General features: G+C 64.1%; 17 protein-coding genes. 12 read left to right on the top strand and 5 right to left on the bottom strand.

Going from position 1 to position 20790, the window contains the following annotated elements:
* Window positions 1-2 precede the first annotated feature (2 nt).
* Genes RMP10_RS22495 through RMP10_RS22440 form a run of 12 tightly spaced genes read left to right on the top strand, consistent with a single transcriptional unit; the run spans window position 3 to window position 12516 of the window.
* Window positions 3-503 carry an NADH-quinone oxidoreductase subunit C gene (locus tag RMP10_RS22495; protein WP_310572312.1) on the top strand — a complete coding sequence of 167 codons (501 nt, stop codon included), beginning with the start codon at window positions 3-5 and terminating at the stop codon, window positions 501-503.
* Window positions 493-1710, top strand: coding sequence for an NADH dehydrogenase (quinone) subunit D (gene nuoD / locus RMP10_RS22490; RefSeq protein WP_310572311.1), 1218 nt, complete (start codon window positions 493-495; stop codon window positions 1708-1710). Before RMP10_RS22495 ends, nuoD begins: the two co-directional genes overlap by 11 nt.
* A complete protein-coding gene (nuoE, locus tag RMP10_RS22485) occupies window positions 1707-2192 on the top strand; it encodes an NADH-quinone oxidoreductase subunit NuoE (protein WP_310572310.1) in 486 nt (161 codons plus the stop codon). Before nuoD ends, nuoE begins: the two co-directional genes overlap by 4 nt.
* Complete coding sequence (gene nuoF / locus RMP10_RS22480) at window positions 2189-3532, top strand: NADH-quinone oxidoreductase subunit NuoF (protein WP_310572309.1); 1344 nt, start codon at window positions 2189-2191, stop codon at window positions 3530-3532. The genes nuoE and nuoF overlap by 4 nt, the downstream gene beginning before the upstream one ends.
* Window positions 3529-5010, top strand: a complete 1482-nt coding sequence (locus RMP10_RS22475; protein ID WP_310572308.1) for a 2Fe-2S iron-sulfur cluster-binding protein — start codon at window positions 3529-3531, stop codon at window positions 5008-5010. Before nuoF ends, RMP10_RS22475 begins: the two co-directional genes overlap by 4 nt.
* The gene (locus tag RMP10_RS22470; RefSeq protein WP_310572307.1) at window positions 5007-6161 is read left to right on the top strand and encodes a complex I subunit 1 family protein; all 1155 of its coding nucleotides are present in this window, start codon (window positions 5007-5009) and stop codon (window positions 6159-6161) included. The genes RMP10_RS22475 and RMP10_RS22470 overlap by 4 nt, the downstream gene beginning before the upstream one ends.
* Window positions 6158-6814: a 4Fe-4S binding protein gene (locus RMP10_RS22465; protein WP_309671532.1), complete on the top strand. Its 657-nt coding sequence runs from the start codon at window positions 6158-6160 to the stop codon at window positions 6812-6814. The genes RMP10_RS22470 and RMP10_RS22465 overlap by 4 nt, the downstream gene beginning before the upstream one ends.
* A complete protein-coding gene (locus RMP10_RS22460) occupies window positions 6811-7329 on the top strand; it encodes an NADH-quinone oxidoreductase subunit J (RefSeq protein ID WP_309671533.1) in 519 nt (172 codons plus the stop codon). The genes RMP10_RS22465 and RMP10_RS22460 overlap by 4 nt, the downstream gene beginning before the upstream one ends.
* Complete coding sequence (nuoK, locus tag RMP10_RS22455; RefSeq protein ID WP_310572306.1) at window positions 7322-7624, top strand: NADH-quinone oxidoreductase subunit NuoK; 303 nt, start codon at window positions 7322-7324, stop codon at window positions 7622-7624. The genes RMP10_RS22460 and nuoK overlap by 8 nt, the downstream gene beginning before the upstream one ends.
* A gap of 5 nt (window positions 7625-7629) precedes the next feature.
* Window positions 7630-9531 (top strand): NADH-quinone oxidoreductase subunit L, encoded by a 1902-nt coding sequence (gene nuoL / locus RMP10_RS22450; RefSeq protein ID WP_310572305.1) that lies wholly within the window; start codon window positions 7630-7632, stop codon window positions 9529-9531.
* On the top strand, window positions 9524-11110 hold the full coding sequence (locus RMP10_RS22445; RefSeq protein WP_310572304.1) for an NADH-quinone oxidoreductase subunit M: 1587 nt from the start codon (window positions 9524-9526) through the stop codon (window positions 11108-11110). The genes nuoL and RMP10_RS22445 overlap by 8 nt, the downstream gene beginning before the upstream one ends.
* Before the next feature lie 8 nt (window positions 11111-11118).
* Window positions 11119-12516 (top strand): NADH-quinone oxidoreductase subunit N, encoded by a 1398-nt coding sequence (locus RMP10_RS22440; RefSeq protein WP_310572303.1) that lies wholly within the window; start codon window positions 11119-11121, stop codon window positions 12514-12516.
* 286 nt (window positions 12517-12802) lie between these two features.
* Here the strand turns inward: RMP10_RS22440 and RMP10_RS22435 are convergent, their stop codons facing one another.
* From RMP10_RS22435 to RMP10_RS22415, 5 genes are all read right to left on the bottom strand, one after another.
* On the bottom strand, window positions 12803-13363 hold the full coding sequence (locus tag RMP10_RS22435; RefSeq protein ID WP_310572302.1) for a nitroreductase: 561 nt from the start codon (window positions 13361-13363) through the stop codon (window positions 12803-12805).
* A 78-nt stretch (window positions 13364-13441) separates the two neighbouring features.
* The gene (locus tag RMP10_RS22430; RefSeq protein WP_310572301.1) at window positions 13442-15112 is read right to left on the bottom strand and encodes an Ig-like domain-containing protein; all 1671 of its coding nucleotides are present in this window, start codon (window positions 15110-15112) and stop codon (window positions 13442-13444) included.
* A 113-nt stretch (window positions 15113-15225) separates the two neighbouring features.
* Entirely contained in the window at window positions 15226-17760 is a 2535-nt protein-coding gene (locus tag RMP10_RS22425; protein ID WP_310572300.1) for a serine/threonine-protein kinase, read from the bottom strand.
* A gap of 17 nt (window positions 17761-17777) precedes the next feature.
* Complete coding sequence (locus RMP10_RS22420; protein ID WP_310572299.1) at window positions 17778-18344, bottom strand: ECF-type sigma factor; 567 nt, start codon at window positions 18342-18344, stop codon at window positions 17778-17780.
* A gap of 148 nt (window positions 18345-18492) precedes the next feature.
* On the bottom strand, window positions 18493-20790 hold the full coding sequence (locus RMP10_RS22415; RefSeq protein WP_310572298.1) for a DUF5916 domain-containing protein: 2298 nt from the start codon (window positions 20788-20790) through the stop codon (window positions 18493-18495).

Below are 20790 nucleotides of genomic sequence, written 5' to 3'. Positions count from 1 at the left end.
TCGTGACCACCCCGTTTCTCGATCTCGTTGAGCAGCAGTTCGCACCGAGTTCCGGTATCGAGTCGCACGGCGTGCAGCATGGGGTGCTGGTGCTGCAGCTCGACCCGGCGGCGCTGCTCCCGGTGGCTGAGCGCCTGAAGTCGCAGTTCGCGTTCGACCTCTTTCTCGACGTCACCGCCATCGACTGGCCCGACGACGCTCTGCGTTTCGAAGTCGTGCACCATTTCTACTCGACCACGCACAAGGTGCGCGTGCGGCTGAAAACGCGCGTGAGTGCGAGCGATCCCACCGTGGACACGCTCAAGTCGTTGTTCGGATCGGCCGGCTACATGGAGCGCGAATGCCACGATATGTACGGCATCGTGTTCCGCGGCAACGACGATCTGCGCCCCATTCTGCTGTACGAAGGCTTTTCGGGACATCCGCTGCGTAAGGACTACCCCAAGCAGCTGGAGCAGCCGCTGGTCCCCTACCGTCCGCCGCAGGGTACCCTTGTCCGCTAGCATCCCGAATCCGGTCCGCTCCGCGTTCACCACGCACGAGCGCGACGACACCGTCATCGTCAACATCGGCCCGTCGCACCCCGCCACCCACGGCACGGTGCAGATCATCGCCGAGCTCGATGGCGAGAAGGTGCTGCGCACCGACGTGCACTGCGGCTACCTGCATCGCGGCTTCGAGAAGGAGTGCGAGGATCACACCTGGCACAATCTCATTCCGTACGTCGACCGTCTGAACTACTGCTCGGCTCTGATCAACGACTTCGCGTACTGTGATGCCGTGGAGCAGATGATGGGCATCGAGATCACGCCGCGCACCAAGTATCTGCGCACGCTGCTTTCCGAGTACTCACGCATCACCGACCACCTCACGTGCGTGGCGGCGAGTCTCATGGAACTCGGTGCGATGACGGCGTTCCTGTACCTCGTCACGGTGCGCGACTTCATGTACGAGCATCTCGCCGCGCTTACCGGCGCGCGCGTGACGTACTCGTATGGCCGCATTGGCGGGCTCGCCAACGACGTGCCTGACGGTTGGTTCACCCGCCTGCGCGAGATTCTGGCCGAGTACGAAACGTACATCGCGCGCGTACACGGCTTGGTCGATCGCAATCGCATCTTCATCGATCGGTTGCGCAACGTGGGAACGATCAGCACCGCCGACGCGCTGCATTGGGGTTTTACCGGTGTCATTCTGCGTTCCACCGGCGTGCCCCGCGACTTGCGCAAGGATACGCCGTATCTGGCGTACGCCGAGCTCGATTTCGATGTGCCGGTGGGTATCAACGGCGACAACTACGATCGGTATTACGTGCGCATGCGCGAGATGGACGAGTCGGTGTACATGATCCGCCAGCTGATGGACATGATGCCCGACGGTCCGATCAATGTCGACGATCGCCGCTGCGTGTTTCCCGAGAAGGCGCTGGTGTACAACGAGATCGAATCGTTGATCAACCACTTCAAGCTCGTGATGGAAGGCCCGTCGGTGCCGCCCGGCGAGATCTACCTGGCGCACGAAGCGCCCAACGGCGAGCTCGGATTCTTCCTCGTGAGCACCGGTGGCGGCACGCCGCACAAAGTGCACGTGCGGTCGCCCAGTTTCGTGCACATGGGTGGTGTCCACCGCATGCTCGATGGCTATCAGCTCGCCGACATCGTCACCACGTTCGGCTCCGTGAACATGATCGGTGGGGAGTGCGATCGATGACCGGTCTCGTCCAACGCTTGATTCCCGAGTTCGAACAGTGGAAGGGCCGCTATCCGGCTGGCTTCGACGGTTCGCTCTCGATTCCCGCGCTGCGTCGCATTCAGGAAGAGCGCGGCTACATCGCCGACGAAGATATCAGCGACCTCACCGCATACCTGGGCGTCCCGCGCACACAGATCGATGAAGTCGTGGCTTTCTACACGCAGTTCACGCGCGTGCCGCTGGGCAAGCATCACATCCAGGTCTGCCACAATGTGAGCTGCTCATTGCGTGGTGCCGAAGGACTGGTGAAGCATCTCTGCGGGCGCCTCGGCATCAAGCCCGGCGAAACCACCGCCGATGGACAGTTCACGCTGACGACGGTGGAATGCTTGGCCTCCTGTGGCACGGCGCCGATGATGATGGTGGGCGACGCCTACTTCGAGAACCTGACGCCGGCCTCGGTGGACGCACTCCTCACTGAGTTGAAGGGGACGCTGTGAAATTCTTCATGAACTTCCCCGTGACCGAGACGTCGCACACGCTCGTCGAGTATCGCACGCGCCTCGGCTACCAGGCGTTGGAGAAGGCGCTGCGCATGACACCGACCGACGTGACCAAGGAAGTCGCGGCCGCGGGCCTGCTCGGGCACGGCGGCGCGGCGTTTCCGGCCGGTCGCAAGTGGGGCGTGGTCAAGTTGGGTGACGGTGAGCCGCACTACGTCTGCATGAATGCCGACGAAGGCGAGCCGGGCACCTTCAAGGACCGCTGGCTCATGGAGTGCGTGCCGCACATGGCGCTCGAAGGGCTGATCATCGGCTCGTACGCGCTGGAAGGGCGTCACGCGTTCATCTACATCCGCGGCGAGTTCGATCTGGCGCATCGTCGCATGGCCGAGGCCATCGAAGAGGCGTACGCCGCAGGGCTACTTGGCGAGAACATTCTCGGCACCGGCTACTCGCTCGACGTGGTGCTGTATCGCGGCGCCGGCTCGTATGTGTGCGGCGAGGCGTCGGCCATGCTGGCGTCGCTCGAAGGCAAGAAGGGCTGGCCGCGCAATCGGCCGCCCCGTCTCACGGTGAAGGGGCTGTACCAGAAGCCCACCGTCGTGAACAACGTGGAAACACTGGCGAACGTGCCGGTGATCCTCCGCCTTGGGGCTACGGAATTCAGGAAGGTGGGCACGCCCAAGAGCCCAGGCACACAGATGATCTCGATTTCCGGCCATATCGCCAAGCCGGGCGTGTACGAGGTCGAGTACGGCTACTCGTGGACGAAGTTCATCTACGAAGACTGCGGTGGCATGCAGAACGGGAAGGCGCTCAAGTGCATCATCCCCGGCGGCGTCTCCACCAAGCTGCTCAGCGCCAGCGAAATCGAAGGCGTCACCCTCGACCACAACTCGGCGGTAGCGGCGGGTTCGCAGGTCGGCTCGGGCGGCATGATCGCCATCGCCGAAGGCACCTGCATGGTGCGCTTGGCGGCGGTCATTCAGCGCTTCTACCACCATGAGTCGTGCGGTCAGTGCACACCGTGCCGTCAGGGAATGGGCTGGATGGAGCGCATTCTGAATCGTATCGTGGCCGGCGGTGGACGCCCCGAGGACATCGACCAGCTGTACAAGATCTCCGAGGCGAACGACGGTACCACCATCTGCAGTCTCGGTGATTCGGCGGGGTACGCCTGTTCGGCTATCCTCGATCACTACCGTGAAGAGTTCGAGTACTACATCACGAACGGACGCTCCATGTACGACGGCAACCTGACCGTCGACGACCCGTTCGCGACGTCTCCGTTCGCGACGTCTCCGTTCGCGAATGCGCTCGTCGGAGCTGCCTCGTGAGTGATGCCGTGATGCCGGCCGCCAAGAAGATGCTCGACTTCGCCATTGATGGCGTGCCGATGCAGGCCGTCGACGGGCAGACCGTCATCCAGGCTGCGCGCGCCAATGGTGTGGAGATCCCGCACTTCTGCTGGCATCCGCAGCTGTCGGTGCCGGGCAACTGCCGCATCTGCATGGTGGAGATCGAGCAGGACTCGGGCGACCCGTGGTTCGATATCGCCTGCAACATGCCAGTGACGGCGGGCATGCGGGTCCTGACCAAGTCGGAGAAGATCAAGACGCTCAACCAGGACACGATGCAGTTCATCACGCTCAACCACCCGGTTGATTGTGGCGTCTGCAACAAGTCGGGTGAGTGCCTGCTGCAGGACTATCACTACGAATTGAACGGCGCCGCGTCGAAGTCGCGCGATCCGAAAACGCACGCCACCAAGTTCTTCCCGCTGTCCGACCGGATCATGCTGGACAACGAGCGGTGCATCATGTGCACGCTCTGTGTCCGCTTCACGAACGAAGTGTCGGGCTCGAAGGCGCTGGGCGCCGTGAACCGCGGCGACCATGCGCTGATCCGGCCGGCCGAAGACGCCGATTTCAACCTCGACGTCTACTCCGACAACGTGATCGACCTCTGCCCGGTGGGGGCGCTGCTCTCCACCGAGCTGATGACGCATGCGCGCGTGTGGTACCTGCAGGCCACGAAGTCGGTATGCCCCGGCTGCGAGCGCGGCTGCAGCATCGATGTGTGGCACCGCAAGCACGAGTGGAAGCTGAACGCGCTCGACCCGCGCCTGAATACGACGATCGATCGCATCACGCCGCACGAGAATCCCGAGGTGAACGGCCTGTGGGTGTGCAACAAGGCCCGTGACCTCGCGCAGCTGTTCGAACGGCCGCGCGCCGAGCAGTCGCTGCAGCGGGGGGCGCCGGTGGATCTCTCGGCGGCGATTGCGGCGGCCGCGAAGTTGATGGCGGCGGCAAAGAAGCCGGTGGCGATCGTGTCGAGCTGGGGTTCCAACGAGGAGTTGGCGGCGTTCCATGCCGCGTTCGGCACCACGGTGCCGGGCTTCGTGAAGGCCGATCACCTGCCGCTTCCCGGCGAAGTGATCGAAGATCATCTGCTTATCAAGCCCGACAAGAATCCCAACCGCAAGGCGGCGCTGGCGCTGTATCCAGCGCTCCCCGAGCGTGTAAGTGATGCGCTGCCGGCCGACACCGATGTGGTGCTGGTGTGGGGCGAAGGGTTCGACAGCGCGCTGGTGCCGAGTGGGGCGAAAGTGATCCGCCTCGATTCGTACGCGCATGCCGCCAACTCCACCGCCGATGTGTTCATTCCCATCAGCGTGCAGACCGAACGCAACGGCCACTACACGAACTTTAAAGGCGTCGTCACGCCGTTCGAAGCGTGCTTCCCGGTGAAGCCCAGCATCGTGCACGCCGAAGCGCTATTTACCGCGCTTGCCGCGGGAACGCCGGTATGAACGTATTCATGCCCGATCTGGTCGTGTCGCTGGTGTTCATCACGTATGCCATTGTGGTACTGCTCAGCTTCGGCGGGCTGCTCACGTGGGTGGAGCGCAAGCAGGCTGCCGTGATGTCGGACCGGATCGGCGCCAATCGCGCCTACATCAAGATCCCGTTCACCAATATCAAGTTGGTGTGGCTGGGACTCTTTCACGGTATGGCCGACGGCTTGAAGATGCTCCTGAAGGAGAATTTCAAGCCGAAGACGCACGACGCGCTGGGGTATTTTCTGGCGCCGTTCATCGTGTTCGCGCCGGTGCTGCTGGTGTTTGCCGTGATCCCGTTCGGCGGCACGCTCGATCCTGCCCAGCTATTTCCGTCGCTGGGCTCGTGGTTCGGTGGCCGCACGTACCCGCTGCAGATCGCGCAGCTCGACGCGGGCATCCTGATCGTCTTCGCCTTCAGCGGACTCACGATCATCGGCACGATGCTGGCCGGCTGGAGCTCGGAGAACAAATTCTCACTCCTGGGCGGACTGCGGGCCGGCTCGCAGATGATTTCGTACGAGCTGGTCATGGCCCTCACCATCATGGGGCTGATCCTGGTGTACGGCACGGTCGATCTGGGATCCATCGTACGTCAGCAGTCGGGCGTGATGCTGGGCGTGCTGCCTAAGTGGGGCGTGTTCATGCAGCCCTTCGCGGCGTTCCTGTTTCTCACGGCGGCGATCGCCGAGAACAAGCGTATTCCGTTCGACCTGCCGGAGGCGGAGTCGGAACTGGTGGCCGGCTACTACACCGAATACAGCGCCATGAAGATGGGCCTCTTCATGTTCGCCGAGTTCATTCAGATCGCGATCGTCGGTGCGCTGTTCGTCACGCTGTTTCTCGGTGGCTACAACCTGCCCTTCATGAGCGACGCCGGCTTCCTGTTTCCCGGCGGCCATACGATCGCGTTGAGCCATGGATTCGTGGTGCCGCTGCAGATGCTCGGCTTCCTGGCCAAGGTCTTCCTGATGTGCGTGATCCAGATCCAGATCCGCTGGTCACTGCCCCGTTTCCGGTACGACCAGATGCTGTCGTTCGCGTGGAAGATGCTGCTGCCACTATCGCTGGCGAATCTGGTGGTAACCGCCGTGGCCATGTGGCTGATGGGGGGTGGCCAGTGACCACGCCGATCAAGCCCGACGTGAAGCCTCCGGCTACGCCTGTTGTGCGCACCGTGAAGTACGAGCGGAAGCAGTATTGGAACGAGCCCACCATGACGTGGTGGGAGAAGGCATACCTGCCGGAAGTGCTACGCGGGTTGGCCATTACGACCGGGATCTTCCTGCGCAACATGGGTAAATGGATCACCGGCCGTCGTGGGGCCATCACCACGTACTATCCCGAAGAGAAGCGCGCCGATTTTGCGCCGGCCAACCGCGGCAAGCATATCCTCACGCAGCGTCCCGATGGGTCGCCGCAGTGTATCGCGTGCAACATGTGTGCGACCGTGTGCCCCGCGAAGGTGATCGAGATCGAGTCCGCCTTCGACATCAACGATCCGGCACACCCCAAGTCGCCGATCCGCTTCGAGATCGACTACTCGCGCTGCGTGTTCTGCGGCCTCTGCGTCGAAGCCTGTCCGGAAGATGCCATCCGCATGGAGCAGGACATCCCCAACCTCGTGTCGGGCGATCGCTACAACATGTGGCTCACGATGGAAGAGATGCTGACCTGGAATCCGAAGCAGGACGTACTCAAGCCGTATCCACCGAAGCCGGTCGCCTTGAAGGTCAGCGACAGCATTCTGCGAGGGCGCGAGTCATCGACACATTGATTCTGGGCCTGATGGGCGTGATCGCGCTCATCTCGGCCGTGCTGATGCTCGTGATTCGTGAGCCCATGCGCGTGGCGCTGGCACTGATCACGACGATGGTCATGCTGGGCGGCATCTATGGACTGCTGGGCGTGCACTTCATCGCCGCCTTCCAGGTGCTGATCTATGTGGGCGCGGTGATGGTGTTCATGGTGTACGTGATCATGCTGCTCGAGGTGCGCGAGGCGCCGGGCAATGCGCGATACTCCCGATGGCTCGTCCCTGGTGTGATGGCGTGTGCGGCGCTGGTCGGTGTGCTGGGCATCAGCGTGTACCGCAGTTCGGCCGATGTCCTCACGGCACCTGGTGCACCGCCGTTCAGCCTGACGCAGTTCTCGACGGCATTCCTCTCGCAGTACTGGCTGGAGTTCGAGCTCACGTCGGTGTTTCTGGTGGCCGTGATCGTGGCCGCGCTGGCCGTGATCAAGGTGAGCCGTCGTGCGCAGGGATCGACGCAGGGACGGGCCAATGGATAGGGTGCAGCTGTTGCTCCTACTTTCGGGGGCGCTCTTCTCGCTGGGCCTGCTGGGCGTGATCGTACGCCGGAATGCGCTGGTCATGCTGATGTGCATGGAGCTCATGCTGAACGGCGTGAACCTCAGCCTGGTCACCTTCTCGCAACAGCGCGGCGACGCTGCGGGCGCGGTGCTGGTGTTCCTGGTGTTCGTGGTTGCCACCGCGGAAATCGCGCTGGCTATTCCGATCGTCCTGCTGCTCGTGCGCTTCAAGCGCTCGATGGACATCGATCGTTACTCGGATCTCAAGGGTTGAGCCGCATGCCTCATACGCTGGCGCTCATCGCCCTGCTGCCGCTCGTCGGCTTTCTGTTCAATGGATTCTTCGCCACCGCGCTCGGTGGCCATCGTGCCAACGAGCGCGCCGCCGGTATCATCGGGTCGGCCTTTCCGATCGCGTCGTTCGCGCTCACGGTCAAGGCGTTTCTCGACCTGCAGGCGGGCGGGTACGCGCCGATGGTGGAGCCGCTCTATCGCTGGGCGCTGATCGGGTCGTCGTCGTTCGAGATCGCGTTCTACTTCGATCGCCTCAGCGCGATCATGACGCTGGTAGTCACGGGTGTCGGGTCGGTGATCCACATCTATTCCACCGGCTACATGCATAACGACAAGAGCTTCGGGCGCTTTTTCGCGTACCTGAATCTCTTCCTGTTCTTTATGCTGCTGCTGGTGCTCGGTCGTTCCATGCTCGTGCTGTTCGTGGGCTGGGAAGGCGTGGGACTGGCGTCGTATCTCCTCATCGGCTTCTGGTTCGACGACCTCACCAACGCGAAGGCCGGCCGTAAGGCGTTCATCACCAACCGCATCGGTGATGCCGGCTTTCTGCTGGGCATGTTCCTGCTGTATCGCGCGTTCGGCACGCTCGACATGGACACGATCAACAGCGCGTTCGTAAACGGTACCGGCGCGGCCTTGCTCGTGCCGGCCAGCTTGGTAGGCCTGCTGCTGTTCGTCGGCGCTACCGGCAAGTCGGCGCAGATCCCGCTGTACGTGTGGCTGCCCGACGCCATGGCCGGACCGACGCCGGTGTCGGCGCTGATCCACGCGGCCACCATGGTCACGGCCGGTGTGTACCTCACGGCGCGCATGTCGGGCATTTATATGATGGCGCCCGAAGCCTCGCAGGTGATCGCGGTGGTCGGCGTGCTCACGGCCTTCTTCGCCGCCACGGTGGCGCTGGTGCAGACCGACATCAAGAAGGTGCTCGCGTATTCCACCGTGTCGCAGCTGGGCTTCATGTTTCTGGCGCTCGGTGTCGGCGCCTACGGCGTGGCCATCTTCCACGTGGTCACGCACGCGTTCTTCAAGGCCTGCCTGTTCCTCGGCGCCGGCAGCGTGATTCACGCGCTCGGCGGCGAACAGGACATCCGCAAGATGGGCGGTCTGCGCCACAAGATCCCGCTCACCTACTGGACCTTCGCCATCGCGACGGCGGCGATTGCCGGCATTCCGGGGTTGGCAGGCTTCTTCTCGAAGGACGAAATCCTCTGGTACGCCTTCGCCAGTGCGAAGGGTGGCGCGCCGTGGCTGTGGGGTATGGCCGCCCTGACGGCGCTGATGACGGCGTTCTACATGTTCCGCCTGTTGTGGCTCACGTTCATGGGCGCCTCGCGCATGAGCCACGAGGTGGAGCACCATGTGCATGAATCGCCGATCTCGATGACCGGCGTGCTGATGCTGCTGGCGCTGTTGTCCGCGGGAGGCGGCTATATCGCCATTCCGCACTTCCTCGAGGCGCAGATTCCCCTGCCGCCGATCGTGGAAAGTCTCGAGCACTACGAGCACACGCTGCTGTACGTCTCGATCGTGCTGGCCTTCGCCGGACTCGGGCTCGCGGCGTTTATGTTCGGCGGTCCGGCGTCACGCCCGGAAGGCGTGAAGCAGGCCCTGCTTCCGATCCATCGGCTGCTGTCGGGCAAGTATTTCGTCGATGAACTGTACGATCGCGTGATCGTGAAACCGCTGGCGTGGTTCTCCGAGGTGGTGTTGCTGCGTGGCAGCGACAAGCTGCTGCTTGACGGCTCACTGCACGGCTTGGCGGCACTGGCGCAGCGTTCGGCCGGATTGCTGAGCCGAGTACAGACCGGCAGCCTCCACCTCTACGCGTTGTTGGTGATGGTCGGCATCGTGGGCGCCCTGCTTTGGAGCTGGCGTCATGTCTGAGTTCACGTCTGAGTTCACGATGGGACCGATGCTGCTGAACCTTGTGTTGTGGCTGCCAATTGTCGGCGTGTCGCTGGTGTTGCTGGCGGCGCGTGCGAACGATGGATTGTCGCGCCTGATTGCCGCCGGCGTGATGACCGTACAGTTCGCGCTGATGACGGTGCTGTATCTGCAGTTCGACGCCACCGCGGCCGGGCTGCAGTTCGCCACCCAGCTCCCGTGGATCGCGCAGTGGGGCGTATCGTACCTGATCGGGCTCGATGGCTTCAACATCCTGCTCGTGCTGCTCACGGCGTTCCTGGGGCCGATCGTGGTGCTGGGCGCGTGGACGTCGATCAAGAAGGATGTGCCGCTCTTTCACGTCATGGTGCTGCTGCTGCAGTTCGCCATGATGGGCGCCTTCGTGGCCCAGGATCTCTTCCTGTTCTATCTGTTCTGGGAAGCGATGCTGATCCCGATGTTCCTGATCATCGGCATGTGGGGCGGCGCGCGGCGTGTGTATGCCACGCTCAAGTTCGTACTGTATACCGCGTTCGGCAGCATTCTCATGCTGGCCGCGGTGATCTATCTCGTGCAGTCCATGCAGCAAACCAGCGGCGTGCTGTCGTTCGCGTTCGCTGACTTGTATCAGACGCAGCTGCCGCTGTCGGTGCAAACGATCCTGCTGGGCGCCTTCGCGCTATCGTTCGCGATCAAGGTGCCGATGGTGCCGCTGCACACGTGGCTCCCCGACGCGCACGTGGAAGCGCCCACGGCGGGCTCGGTTATTCTGGCCGGTGTGCTGCTCAAGATGGGCACCTACGGTTTCATGAAGCTCGGCTTCCCGCTGTTTCCCGACGCCGCCCGCGCCTTCACGCCGCTGCTGACGACGCTGGCCGTGATCAGCATCGTGTACGGCGCCTGCCTCGCGCTCGTGCAGACCGACATCAAGAAGATCATCGCGTACTCGTCGATCAGTCACCTGGGCTACGTGATGCTGGGGCTGCTCAGTCTCGAGCTGGTGGGCATTCAGGGCGCGATCATTCAGATGGTGAGCCACGGACTGGTGGCGGCCGGCCTGTTCCTGCTGGTCGGCATGATCTACGATCGCTGCCACACGCGCGAACTCGCGGCGTACGGCGGCTTGGCCCGCCTGCTGCCGGTGTACTCGGTGTTCTTCATGATCTTCACGCTGGCGTCGGTGGGATTGCCCACCACCAGCGGCTTCACCGGTGAATTCCTCGCGCTCATGGGCGCCTTCACGGCGGCCTGGCCGGCGCATCTGGACGGCAACAATCTCCCGCTGGTGCTCGCGTCGGTGGCGGTCACCGGCGTGGTGCTGGGCGCGATGTACATGCTGCGCTTCGCCCTCACCTTCCTGTTCGGCGCCGTGAAGGCGCCGCACCATTCGCCGGAACATCCGTTGCTCGACCTGTCGCTGCGTGAGAAGAGCATCCTCGGCTTGCTCACGATCGCCGTGTTCGCGCTTGGCCTCTTCCCGGATGGCGCGTTGCAGAAGACTGAACTGGCGGCCAAGTCGTACCAGTCGTTGGTGACGACGTCGCGGACGCCTGCTGGGTCAGCGGGGGTGACCCCGTGAATGCCGCAATGACTTCGTCAGTGAATGCGCAAGACGCGCTGCTGGCGATGCTCCCCGAGCATTTCCTGCTCGGCGGCATCGTACTCGTGATCATCATGGCCGTGCTTGGACGTGGATCGCGGTCGGCGTTGTGGGTGGCGCTGGGTGCCGTGATTGCGTCGTCGGCCGCGGCGTTCTGGTTGTCGAACTTGCCGTACGCCGCTGCACCGTTTGATGGTCAGTTCTCCGTCACGCCGGCCATTCTGATGGCCAAGGGCGCGTTGCTGGCGCTCGCCGTGCCGGTGCTGCTCATGTCGCGCACCGAGTTCACTGACGGCGAGTTCTCGATCCTGCTGCTGTCGTCGCTTTACGGTCTGTGTCTGCTGCCGTCGGCCGACAGCTTCCTGGTGATGTTCCTGGGGCTCGAGCTACTGGCGATGCCGGTGTACGCGCTCGTGCTGCTGGCCTTCCGTCGACCACAGAGCGCCGAATCGGCGTTCAAGTACCTCGTGCTGAGCGGCGCCGCGTCGGCCACCTTCCTGATGGGCGTGTCGCTACTGTACGGCGCGACCGGCTCCATGAGCGTCGATGTATTCGGCGCGGCACTGGCCTCGAGCGATATCATGACGCGCACGGCCGTCGTGCTCCTGCTGCTGTCGCTGTTCCTCAAGGCCGCCGTGGTGCCGTTCCATGCGTGGGCGCCCGACACCTATGAAGGCGCCAGCATTCCGGTTACGGCCTACATGGCCACGCTGACCAAGGGCGCCGTGCTGCTCGCCGCCGTGCGTCTGTTCGCCGGCGCGAATGTCTCGGGACCGCTGGTCGACTTGCTGCTGGTGCTGCCGCTCGTCTCAATCGTGTGGGGCAACCTGGCCGCCATCAAGCAGCAGAGTTTCCGTCGCATGATCGCGTATTCCTCCATCGCGCACGCGGGCTACCTGTTCTACGGGTTCCTGGGCGATGCTGAAGGGCGCATGCAGGCGGTGCTGTTCTATGTGTTGGCGTATTCGGTGGTGAATCTACTGGCGTTCGCCGTCATGCCGCAGAACACGGACGACGAGCAGCGCGACTCGCTCGACGCGCTCAAGGGGCTGTATCATCGCAACCCGTTCGCGGCGGCAATGATCGCCATCGCGATGCTGTCGCTGGCCGGCCTGCCACCCTTCCCGGGCTTCGCCGCCAAGTTCCTGATCTTCAAGAACGTCGTGGCCGCCGGTTACACCACGTACGCCGTGCTCGGCCTCGTGGGCAGCTACCTCGGCATCTACTTCTACCTGCGCGTGATTCAGGTGTTGTTCATGACGGCGGGCGAAGCGGCGCCGAGTGAGCAGCGCGCGGGCGGTATGGCGCGCGCCGCGGGTGCGCTGTGCCTCGTGGGCACGCTCGTACTCGCCGTGCTTCCGGGGTGGGCGCTGGGTCGGATGTAGTGGTCTGCGTTGGCCTTTCTTGCGTTCACCGAACAGCCTGACCGCGGATTTCGCGAAAGTGGCGCGAATGCGCCGTGGCGAGTGTCGAGGATCGCGCGCGTCATGCGCTGTTCATTTCAAGAATTGAACAGCAGTCGCATCCACTGGCGACGGCGGCGACTGCGAGCATCAGCGCTCTATCCGCGTGATCCGCGGTTGCGCGGTTCACGATCTCTCAAAGCAAAAGGTCAGCGCACCCTCGCGCTGACCTTGCCTGCCATCCATCACACGCGCAGTGCCGCACGAATCAGTCGCGCCACTGCGTCACGTCCGTTACCGCACGACGCGCCTTGGCGTCGGGCGTTTCCAGCGGCTCCCCAACCGTCAGGACGGCAATGATACGCTCGCCTTCGGGTACACCACCCGCCGCACGTGCGGCCGGGTCATCCATGATCGCGCCAGAACGGATGTGCGTGCCGAGTCCGATCGCGGTCGCGGCCAGACAGATGTTCTGCGTGGCCATCATCGTCGACGCGTAGTCTTCTTCGCGAATTTCGGCGTTTTCGTTCTGCACCATCGCCACCAGCAGCATGCACGGCTGCGCGCGGTGTTCATCGCTCGTGTTGCGACGGATCGTCTCGGCATGAGCCTCGTCGGTCGCCTTCTTGGCCTTGCGGTTGCCCAGCGCCAGACCGTACGCCGCGCGTGCCTCAGGGCCGAGCACGTAGAAGCGCCACGGATTCGTGAGGCGGTGGTTCGGCGCCAGGACGGCCGCCTGCAGCAACTGCTCCAGCTCCGCCTGGGTGGGCGTGCGGTCGGTGAACTTGCGAACGGAGCGGCGGGCGGCGATGGCGTCGAAAACGTTCATAATGGGCAACGAAAATGGGCAACGAAAAAAGTGTCGGTGACGGCGAACCGGAAAGATCCGCCGTCACCGACACTTTCGCTACGGCTGCAGGCTTCTGGCGTAGAGGAGATAAGCGGGCTCGAGCTGCGCCAGCGTGCGGCCCGTCAGGTTCTGGATCTCGGCGATCAGCATGTCATTCGTAAATGCGTTGCCCGGCGTGGCGCGAATGCGCGCCAGAATCCCGGGAATGACGAGTGGGTAGTCACGGTTGAGATACGCCAGGAACAGGCTGCTCTGCGCCTGCCGAACCGCCACCGGCGTACGCTGCGGCAGGTTCTCGAAGAAGCGTGCGTTGGCGGTGCGCACAAGGGTGTCGATCGGCACGAGCAACCCCTGCGTGTCGCCGTTGCGGAAGTCCTGAATAAGAGCTCGCAGCGGGCTGCCAGCGATCGCCGCCCCTTGGAACGATCCGCCGGCCAGCCACAGCGTATAGCCGCCGAGGAACCACGGAAACTCCGCGACACGTGTCATCGACGACAACAGGAACTGCCGCGACAGCCAGCGCGTGACGTGGATGTAGTCTGATGTGGTGGGGACCACCCAATGGGTCCACGTCGGTGACGCACAACCCTGATAGATGTCCTGATTGGCGAACAGGGTGCCGTTGCAGAATGGCGACGCCTCGAGCCAGATCTCCGGCCACGTGCTGAAGAACATGTCGGTCGACGCCGAGCCGCTCAACGGGAGGACCGTTTCGAGGTAGCTCCAGACTTGCCCTATCAGGATGGCGCGCGCGTCCGCATTGCTCTGGCTGATCTCGGAATAGGCACGACGCTGTCCGGCCGACGCGGTGTACTCGAACAGCGGCGTCATGTCGCTCAAGCGCACGATGTTCGCGATGCTGCGCACGATGGATGTGGCCTGAAACGCGCCCGAACTCACACGCATGCGCGCCACGCCGGGGTTGAGTGGGGTCACGGCGCCGGTCTGGCTCACGGTGGCAAGCCCGGGATTGACCGCCGTCCATACGATCGGCGCATTGGCGATCACATTCCCGCGCGCGTCGAGCGCACTGGCACGGAGTGGACCGGCCGTTTTCATCACCGTGTCCGTCGGCAGCAGTCGCACCGACGCCACGACCTGCGCGACCGTGACCGATGCCGTACCGGTAACCGTACCAACCGTGGCCGTGATCGTGGCCGTGCCGTTCGACACCGCCGTCACCGTGCCCGCAGTTACCGTCGCCACCGCGGGATTGGACGACGTCCACGAAGGCGTTTGGGTGCCGGCGACGCCGTTGGACATCATCACGGCCGCCGCGACGGCCGTGGTCGCACCGAACGACGCGAGCGTGCTCGTGGCCGGTGTGACCGTGATGGACTGTACGAACGGAATGGCGACGGTAATCGTCGCGGTACCGGTCACAGCACCGACCGCCGCCGTGACCGTCGTCGTCCCTGACGCCACCGCCGTCACGACGCCAGCCGTCGACACCGTCGCCACGGTTGGGGTGGAGGAGGTCCACGTCACCGTCTGCGACCCCGACGTGCCATTCGACAGTCGGACGTCCGAGGTGAGTGCGGTGGTCGCGCCCGCGGCGACGAGCGTGGCCGTGGCGGGAGACACGACCACCGACTGCACGGTCGGCGTCGGCGTGGGCGTCGGCGTCGGCGTTTTGGGTCCGCTGGGCGAATCGCCGCCACCGCAGGCAATAGCGCCCACGAGCGCGAGGGCACCGACAACGAAGCGAACAGAGTGAAGTCGAGACATGGCAGGGATCCGGGAACGTGGTGAGCAGACTGGCTACTCAGGTGAGCGTCAGTTCCCGGTATACCGGCTCATTCCCGTCCCAACCGCACCTCCACCACCACGGTCCCGGCTGGTCAGGAGCCCTTGGCCGACCTCGCCATCCGCTCCTGCCACACCCGCACCGAATCAGGCTTTCCCCAGCGCTGGTACAGCTTCACCAGGCGCGTACGCGCATCCACCACGATCGGCGCGCCATCGCCACGCGCCGCCACGAGCTGATTCTCACTCCTCAACAGCATCGATTCGGCGCTCGCGTAGCGGCCACGCAGCGCCAGATGCGCACCAACCTGTCCCTCGCTCGAGGCGATCAGGAAATGCCCCGGCGGATACACGGACTTTCTGATGGCTAAACTCTCGCGCAGCCACCGCTCGCCAGCGTCGAGCGAGTCGAGGCCGTCGAGCGAACGGCCCAACACACTCATCGACGCAGGAATGAGCGGATGCTCGTCCTTCATCGACTTCCCCCGCATCGCGAGCACCTGACGTGACCACGCCACGCTCTCGGCGTACCGCTCCTTCGTCATCAGAAAGTCGGCGAAGTTATGCATCGTCCACGCCAGATCGGGATGGTCGTTGCCAAGCAGTGCCTTCCGCATCGCAATGGTTTCTCGGTACGTCGACTCGGCGCGCGCCGGTAGCCCCGCCCGCTCCTGGACGCTCGCCAGCGGCGACAGGATGGCGGCCACATGCGGATGCGAGTTGCCATACGCACGACGCGCCGCTGCCACCGCCGCCACCATCAGCGTCTCCGCCGACCGGTTGTTGCCAAGGTCACTCTGCACCACCGCGAGGTTGGTATACGACGCCGCGATCGATGAGTCATTGGCCGGCACCTGACGACGCTGCAATGCGAGTGCCTCGAGAAAAATCGGCTCGGCCCCTTTGGTATCACCGATAATGCTCAGAATGCGCGCACGGGCATCAAGATGACTGATGCGCTGCTCGTCATCGACGAAGCCGTGATGGGCAAACAGGGTATCGGCAGCGCGCAACAGCGAGTCGGCCGCGGGGAACTGTCCCTGAAACTCCTTGGCCATGCTGAGCTGCGAGAGCGCACGCGCGGCACCGCGTCCTCCGGCGCTCCCCAACCGCTGCTGCGCGTTCACGGCGAGTCGGTACTGCGCCTCCGCCAGTGGAAACTCGCCGAGCGCGAGATAGGTACCGCCAATGATCATGCGGATCTCCGACTCCAGCGCCGGCTGACGCGCGAGGGCGTTGGCCGAGATCGAGGCCGAGTCGAGCACCTCACGCACTTTCACGTCACGTCCAAATGCGCCGGGGTTCGCCGCGCCAAGCATCGTGGTGAGAAATGCCGTGACTTCGGCGGCGCGCTTACCTTCGGCCTCGGCGCGCACGCGCTCGCGATTGGCCGCGCGCTCCTGCCGGAGGGCAACCACGCTGCCACCCACGATGGAGGCCAGTGTGAGCGCCAGCGCCACCGATTCGGCACGACGCCGGCGAACGAACTTGCCGACGCGGTAGCCCACGCTGTCCGGGCGTGCGGAGACCGCGCGACCGGTGAGATGATTGTTGATGTCGGCCGACAGTTCTTCAGCCGATCCGTACCGACGTTCGGGCTCGGTGCGCAGCGCTTTCAGCACGATTGCATCGAGATCACCCGCGACGCGCATCCGCGCGCGGTCACTGGACCGCTCGGAGAGCTGCGGGAGCCGCTCGGCGGTGATTGCTCCGCTGGGTCGCGCTGGAACCGCGTCGCCGCTTCGTGACTGGAATGGCCGCCTGCCGCAGAGCACTTCGTACAGCACCACGCCCAGCGAGTAGACGTCAGAGCGCGTGCCGATGGGGAGGCCGAGCAGCTGTTCGGGCGACGCATAGCCCGGAGTGAGAGCGCGAGTGCCGGCGCGCGTGAGCGTCTCCGCTTCGGCGCCATCGAGCGCCGAAGGCAAGAGCGACGCGATGCCGAAATCGAGCAGTTTGACCTGTCCGTCGGCATTGACGAGGATGTTCGCGGGCTTGAGATCACGATGTACGACGAGACTCTGGTGTGCGAACTGCACCGCCGAACACACCTGCCGGAACAGTTCAAGCCGCGCCGTGATCGACAGGGCGCGTGCATCGCAATACGTGGTGAGTGGCTCGCCTTCCACGTACTCCATGGCGAAGAACGGATGGCCATCACCCGTCACGCCGCCATCGAGCAGCGCGGCGATGTGCGGATGTTCGAGTGTCGCGAGAATCTGTCGTTCACGCCGGAAGCGGCGCACGGCCGACTCACTCACCGTTTGCGCCCGCAGCAACTTGATGGCTACGCGTTTGCGATACTGATCGTCGTTGCGCGCCGCCTCGTACACGGCACCCATACCGCCCACACCGATACGGCGCGTGATCTCGTACACGCCGACCGTTCGTCCAATCCACGGGTCTACGCCTGCGTCGTCCGGGAACTCCAGCGACACCGGACTCTCGAAGCCGCTGCCCGTCTGCGCGTGCGCGTCGAGCAGCCCACGCAGGCGGATCGCCAGGTCGGCGTCTTCGGATTGCAGGTCGCGCAGGTATGCCGCGAGCGCGCTGTCCTCGAGCTCCAGTGCGCGCTCGAAGCACTCTTGCATGCGCGCCAGGCGCTCCGGGGTGAGTGGGACGTTCGCCATGACGTGACCGCGGCCCCTCAGTGAGAAGTGGAGAGCGCCTGCAGCAGGAAGGCGCGCGCGAAGGCCCAGTCGCGCTTTACGGTGGCGCGGGACGTGCCCAGCACTTCCGCCGTGGCGTCGATGTCGAGGCCGGCGAAGAATCGAAGCTCCACCACACGCCCCTGTCGCGGTGCGAGTGCCTCGAGTTCCGCCAGCGCCTGATCGAGAGCAATCAAGTCAAGCGAACTGCCCCCCTCGTCGCTCAACGCGTTGTCCAGCGTGACCTGCACGCCATGGTCGCGCTTCACGCGGGCGCGGCGGCGTGCATGATCGACCAGAATACGGCGGGTGACATTCGCCGCGACACCGTAGAAGTGCGAGCGGCTCTCCCACGAGGTGTCTCGATAATTCACGAGCCGCACGAAGGCCTCGTCCACCAGTTCGGTCGGCTGCATTGTGTGGCTGTCGCGCTCCTTCCGCAACGCACTCACGGCGATGCGGTGCATGGTGTCGTACACCGCACGGGCGAGCCGATCCGCCGCGCCGGCACCGCCGAGCCGTGCCTCTTCCAGGAGCAGCGTGACGTCGGGTTCAGCCGGTGGCATGCGGGAGAGTCTGGGGGAGGAGGGAAATTCTGATAAATTGACACGCGCGTCGCGGCGGTGACTAGACGGCGTGGGAGATGCCGCATACGGGAAAGGGTCAGCGCACCGTCGCGCTGGCCCTTTCGCACTTCGTCACAGCGGCCGCTGATCAGCCGCCCGTCCCGAACTGACGCGTGAACTTCATGAACAGCGAGCGCTGCTGCGGTGCGCCGAGGTCGAAGAAGCTGTTTGCAGCGCGACCATCGTTCAGCACGATGAAGAGCCCCGTACCTGCGGTGTTCAGCCAGCCGAAGCGTACGTTGGACGAGAAGATCGCTTGCTGATTGTTGTACTGCGTGAGTGTCTGGACAAAGATGCGCGGGGAGAAGAAATAGTTCAGGCGGACCGCTTGAAGCGACCGAATGAAATTTCCCTGCGGCAGGCGTACGTCGTTATAGTCGGCGGTAAACGAGCCGGAGAACGTCGCGCCACGACGCAGCGTGATCGTGCCACTACCGCCGCTGCGACGGCCCGTCCAGAACTGTCCGACGTCGAAGCGGCCGGTGGCAGAAATATTCTCGCTCGGATCGGTCGTGTAGTCCCAGCCAAGCGTGCCCCAATCATACTGACCAGCCGGGATCACCACACCGGTCGCAATCGTGAACGGCGCCTGCAGCCCCTCATGCGAAATGTTGTACTCCGGGCCGAACTTCGTACTGTTCGCCAGCTCGATCTCGGTGAGATCGATGTGCCAATAGCCCGACTGATAGAAGCCATCGTTGATGCCGTATGCGCTCCGGTAGCTCACGTGCGGATTCCACTGACGGAACCAGGCCCACTCCGGCTTGCGCACCAGGCGCATCAGCGACAGGTCGTAGGCACGGTAGCCGCCTGGGCGGCTCATGAAACCCACTTCCGGGTTGAAGTCTTCGCCGATCTGCGCGATGCGCGCGTTGTGGTTCCACACGTTGGTCTGGTACGCAAGGCGTCCACTGAACGCGTTGGCATCGCCAGTCAGATCACGTGTCGTGGTGCGTGCGGCCCAGAGATCACTCGTCCACCGCTGGCCGAGCCCGATGCGGCTGTCGACCGCGAACGTGCGGTTCACATCGCCGCCGTCGTCGGTGGCCATGCGTTGTACCACCATCGCCCCGATCCGCGAGCGCGCCGACAGTTCGCGCGTGGCGCGTCCCACCGTGAAGGACTGTCCCGCGTTCTGCGCATCGGGGGCGTCGGTCACCATCTGCAGCAAGCCCACCGTCGTGCCGCCAATGCGTCCCGACAGGCGACCACCGCCAAGGATGGATTGCGGCGTACCATCTGGAGAAATACCGATGCGGCGCGTGAAGAACAGATCGACGGCCTGCGGGGTGCCCGCCGAAAAAACGCCGGCATTCTCGAGGAAGAACGGACGCTTCTCCGGGAAGAAGATCGGGAAGCGCGTGAGATTCACCCGCTGGTCGTCCACCTCGACTTGCGCGAAGTCGGTGTTGACCGTGAGGTCGAGCGTGAGCGCGGGCGTCACACCGTACTTGATTTCACCGCCGAACTCCATGGGGCGCTTGGCGTCCTGCTTGACGCCGCTGGTCCAGCGCTCCTGCGACGACGCTAGCACATACGGCGTGACCGTACGAATGCGACGCACCGGCAGTGTGAGGTTGGCGAGATTCCCGGCGATGGAGAGGCGATAGAGGTTGAACTGCCGCGGAATGAAGGCCCAGTACAACTCTTCGTTCTTGCGACGGATGTTGCGCGACACATTCATGCCCCACGTCTGCTCGGCAGCACCCGACTGATAGCGCAGCGTCGAGAACGGGATTCGGAACTCCGCCGTCCAGCCGAGCGAGTCGACGGTGGTGGCGACCGTCCAGCTGGCGTCCCAGTTCACGTTGAAGCCGCCCATGCCGCCGGCCTGCATCCGATTCTGCCCCGCGACCTGCGCCCCGCCGCCTTCGCCTTCGCGAATCACCTGCCCGTCGTACTCCACGCCGGCCGGTGTGGTGGCAAACACAAAACCGTTCTGGTGATCGTGATACGTGTCGAACACGAACGCGATGTGATCGCTGTTCGCCAGCTGTACGTCGCGGATCTTTTCACCGGGCACGATCAGCTGCGGCTCGCGGTCGTACATGCGCGCGCCGATGTAGAGATTCACGCCGTCGGTGGCCAGACGCACTTCCGTGCGTTCGGAGGCGGGGACGCCCTCATTGAGTTCGCGCTGCACGAAGTCGCGGATCGGCGTACCCTGCGACCACATGGCTTCATCGAGCTTGCCGTCGATGGTGGGCGCCGTGGTCACCCGCAACGTGCTAAAAGACGGCCGTGGTCGGGCGCGGGCCGCCTTGGCGAACGAATCGGCCACGGCGGCGTCGAGACGCACCGGCGTGGTGACCTGCGCGTGAGCCAATGGGGCAAGGGGTGAGAGGGCGACGGCCGAGGCGATGACCCTCACGAACTCACGAATCAC

The organism is Gemmatimonas sp. (assembly GCF_031426495.1).
GTDB lineage: Bacteria > Gemmatimonadota > Gemmatimonadetes > Gemmatimonadales > Gemmatimonadaceae > Gemmatimonas.
This window is presented reverse-complemented; position numbering and strand designations above follow the sequence as displayed.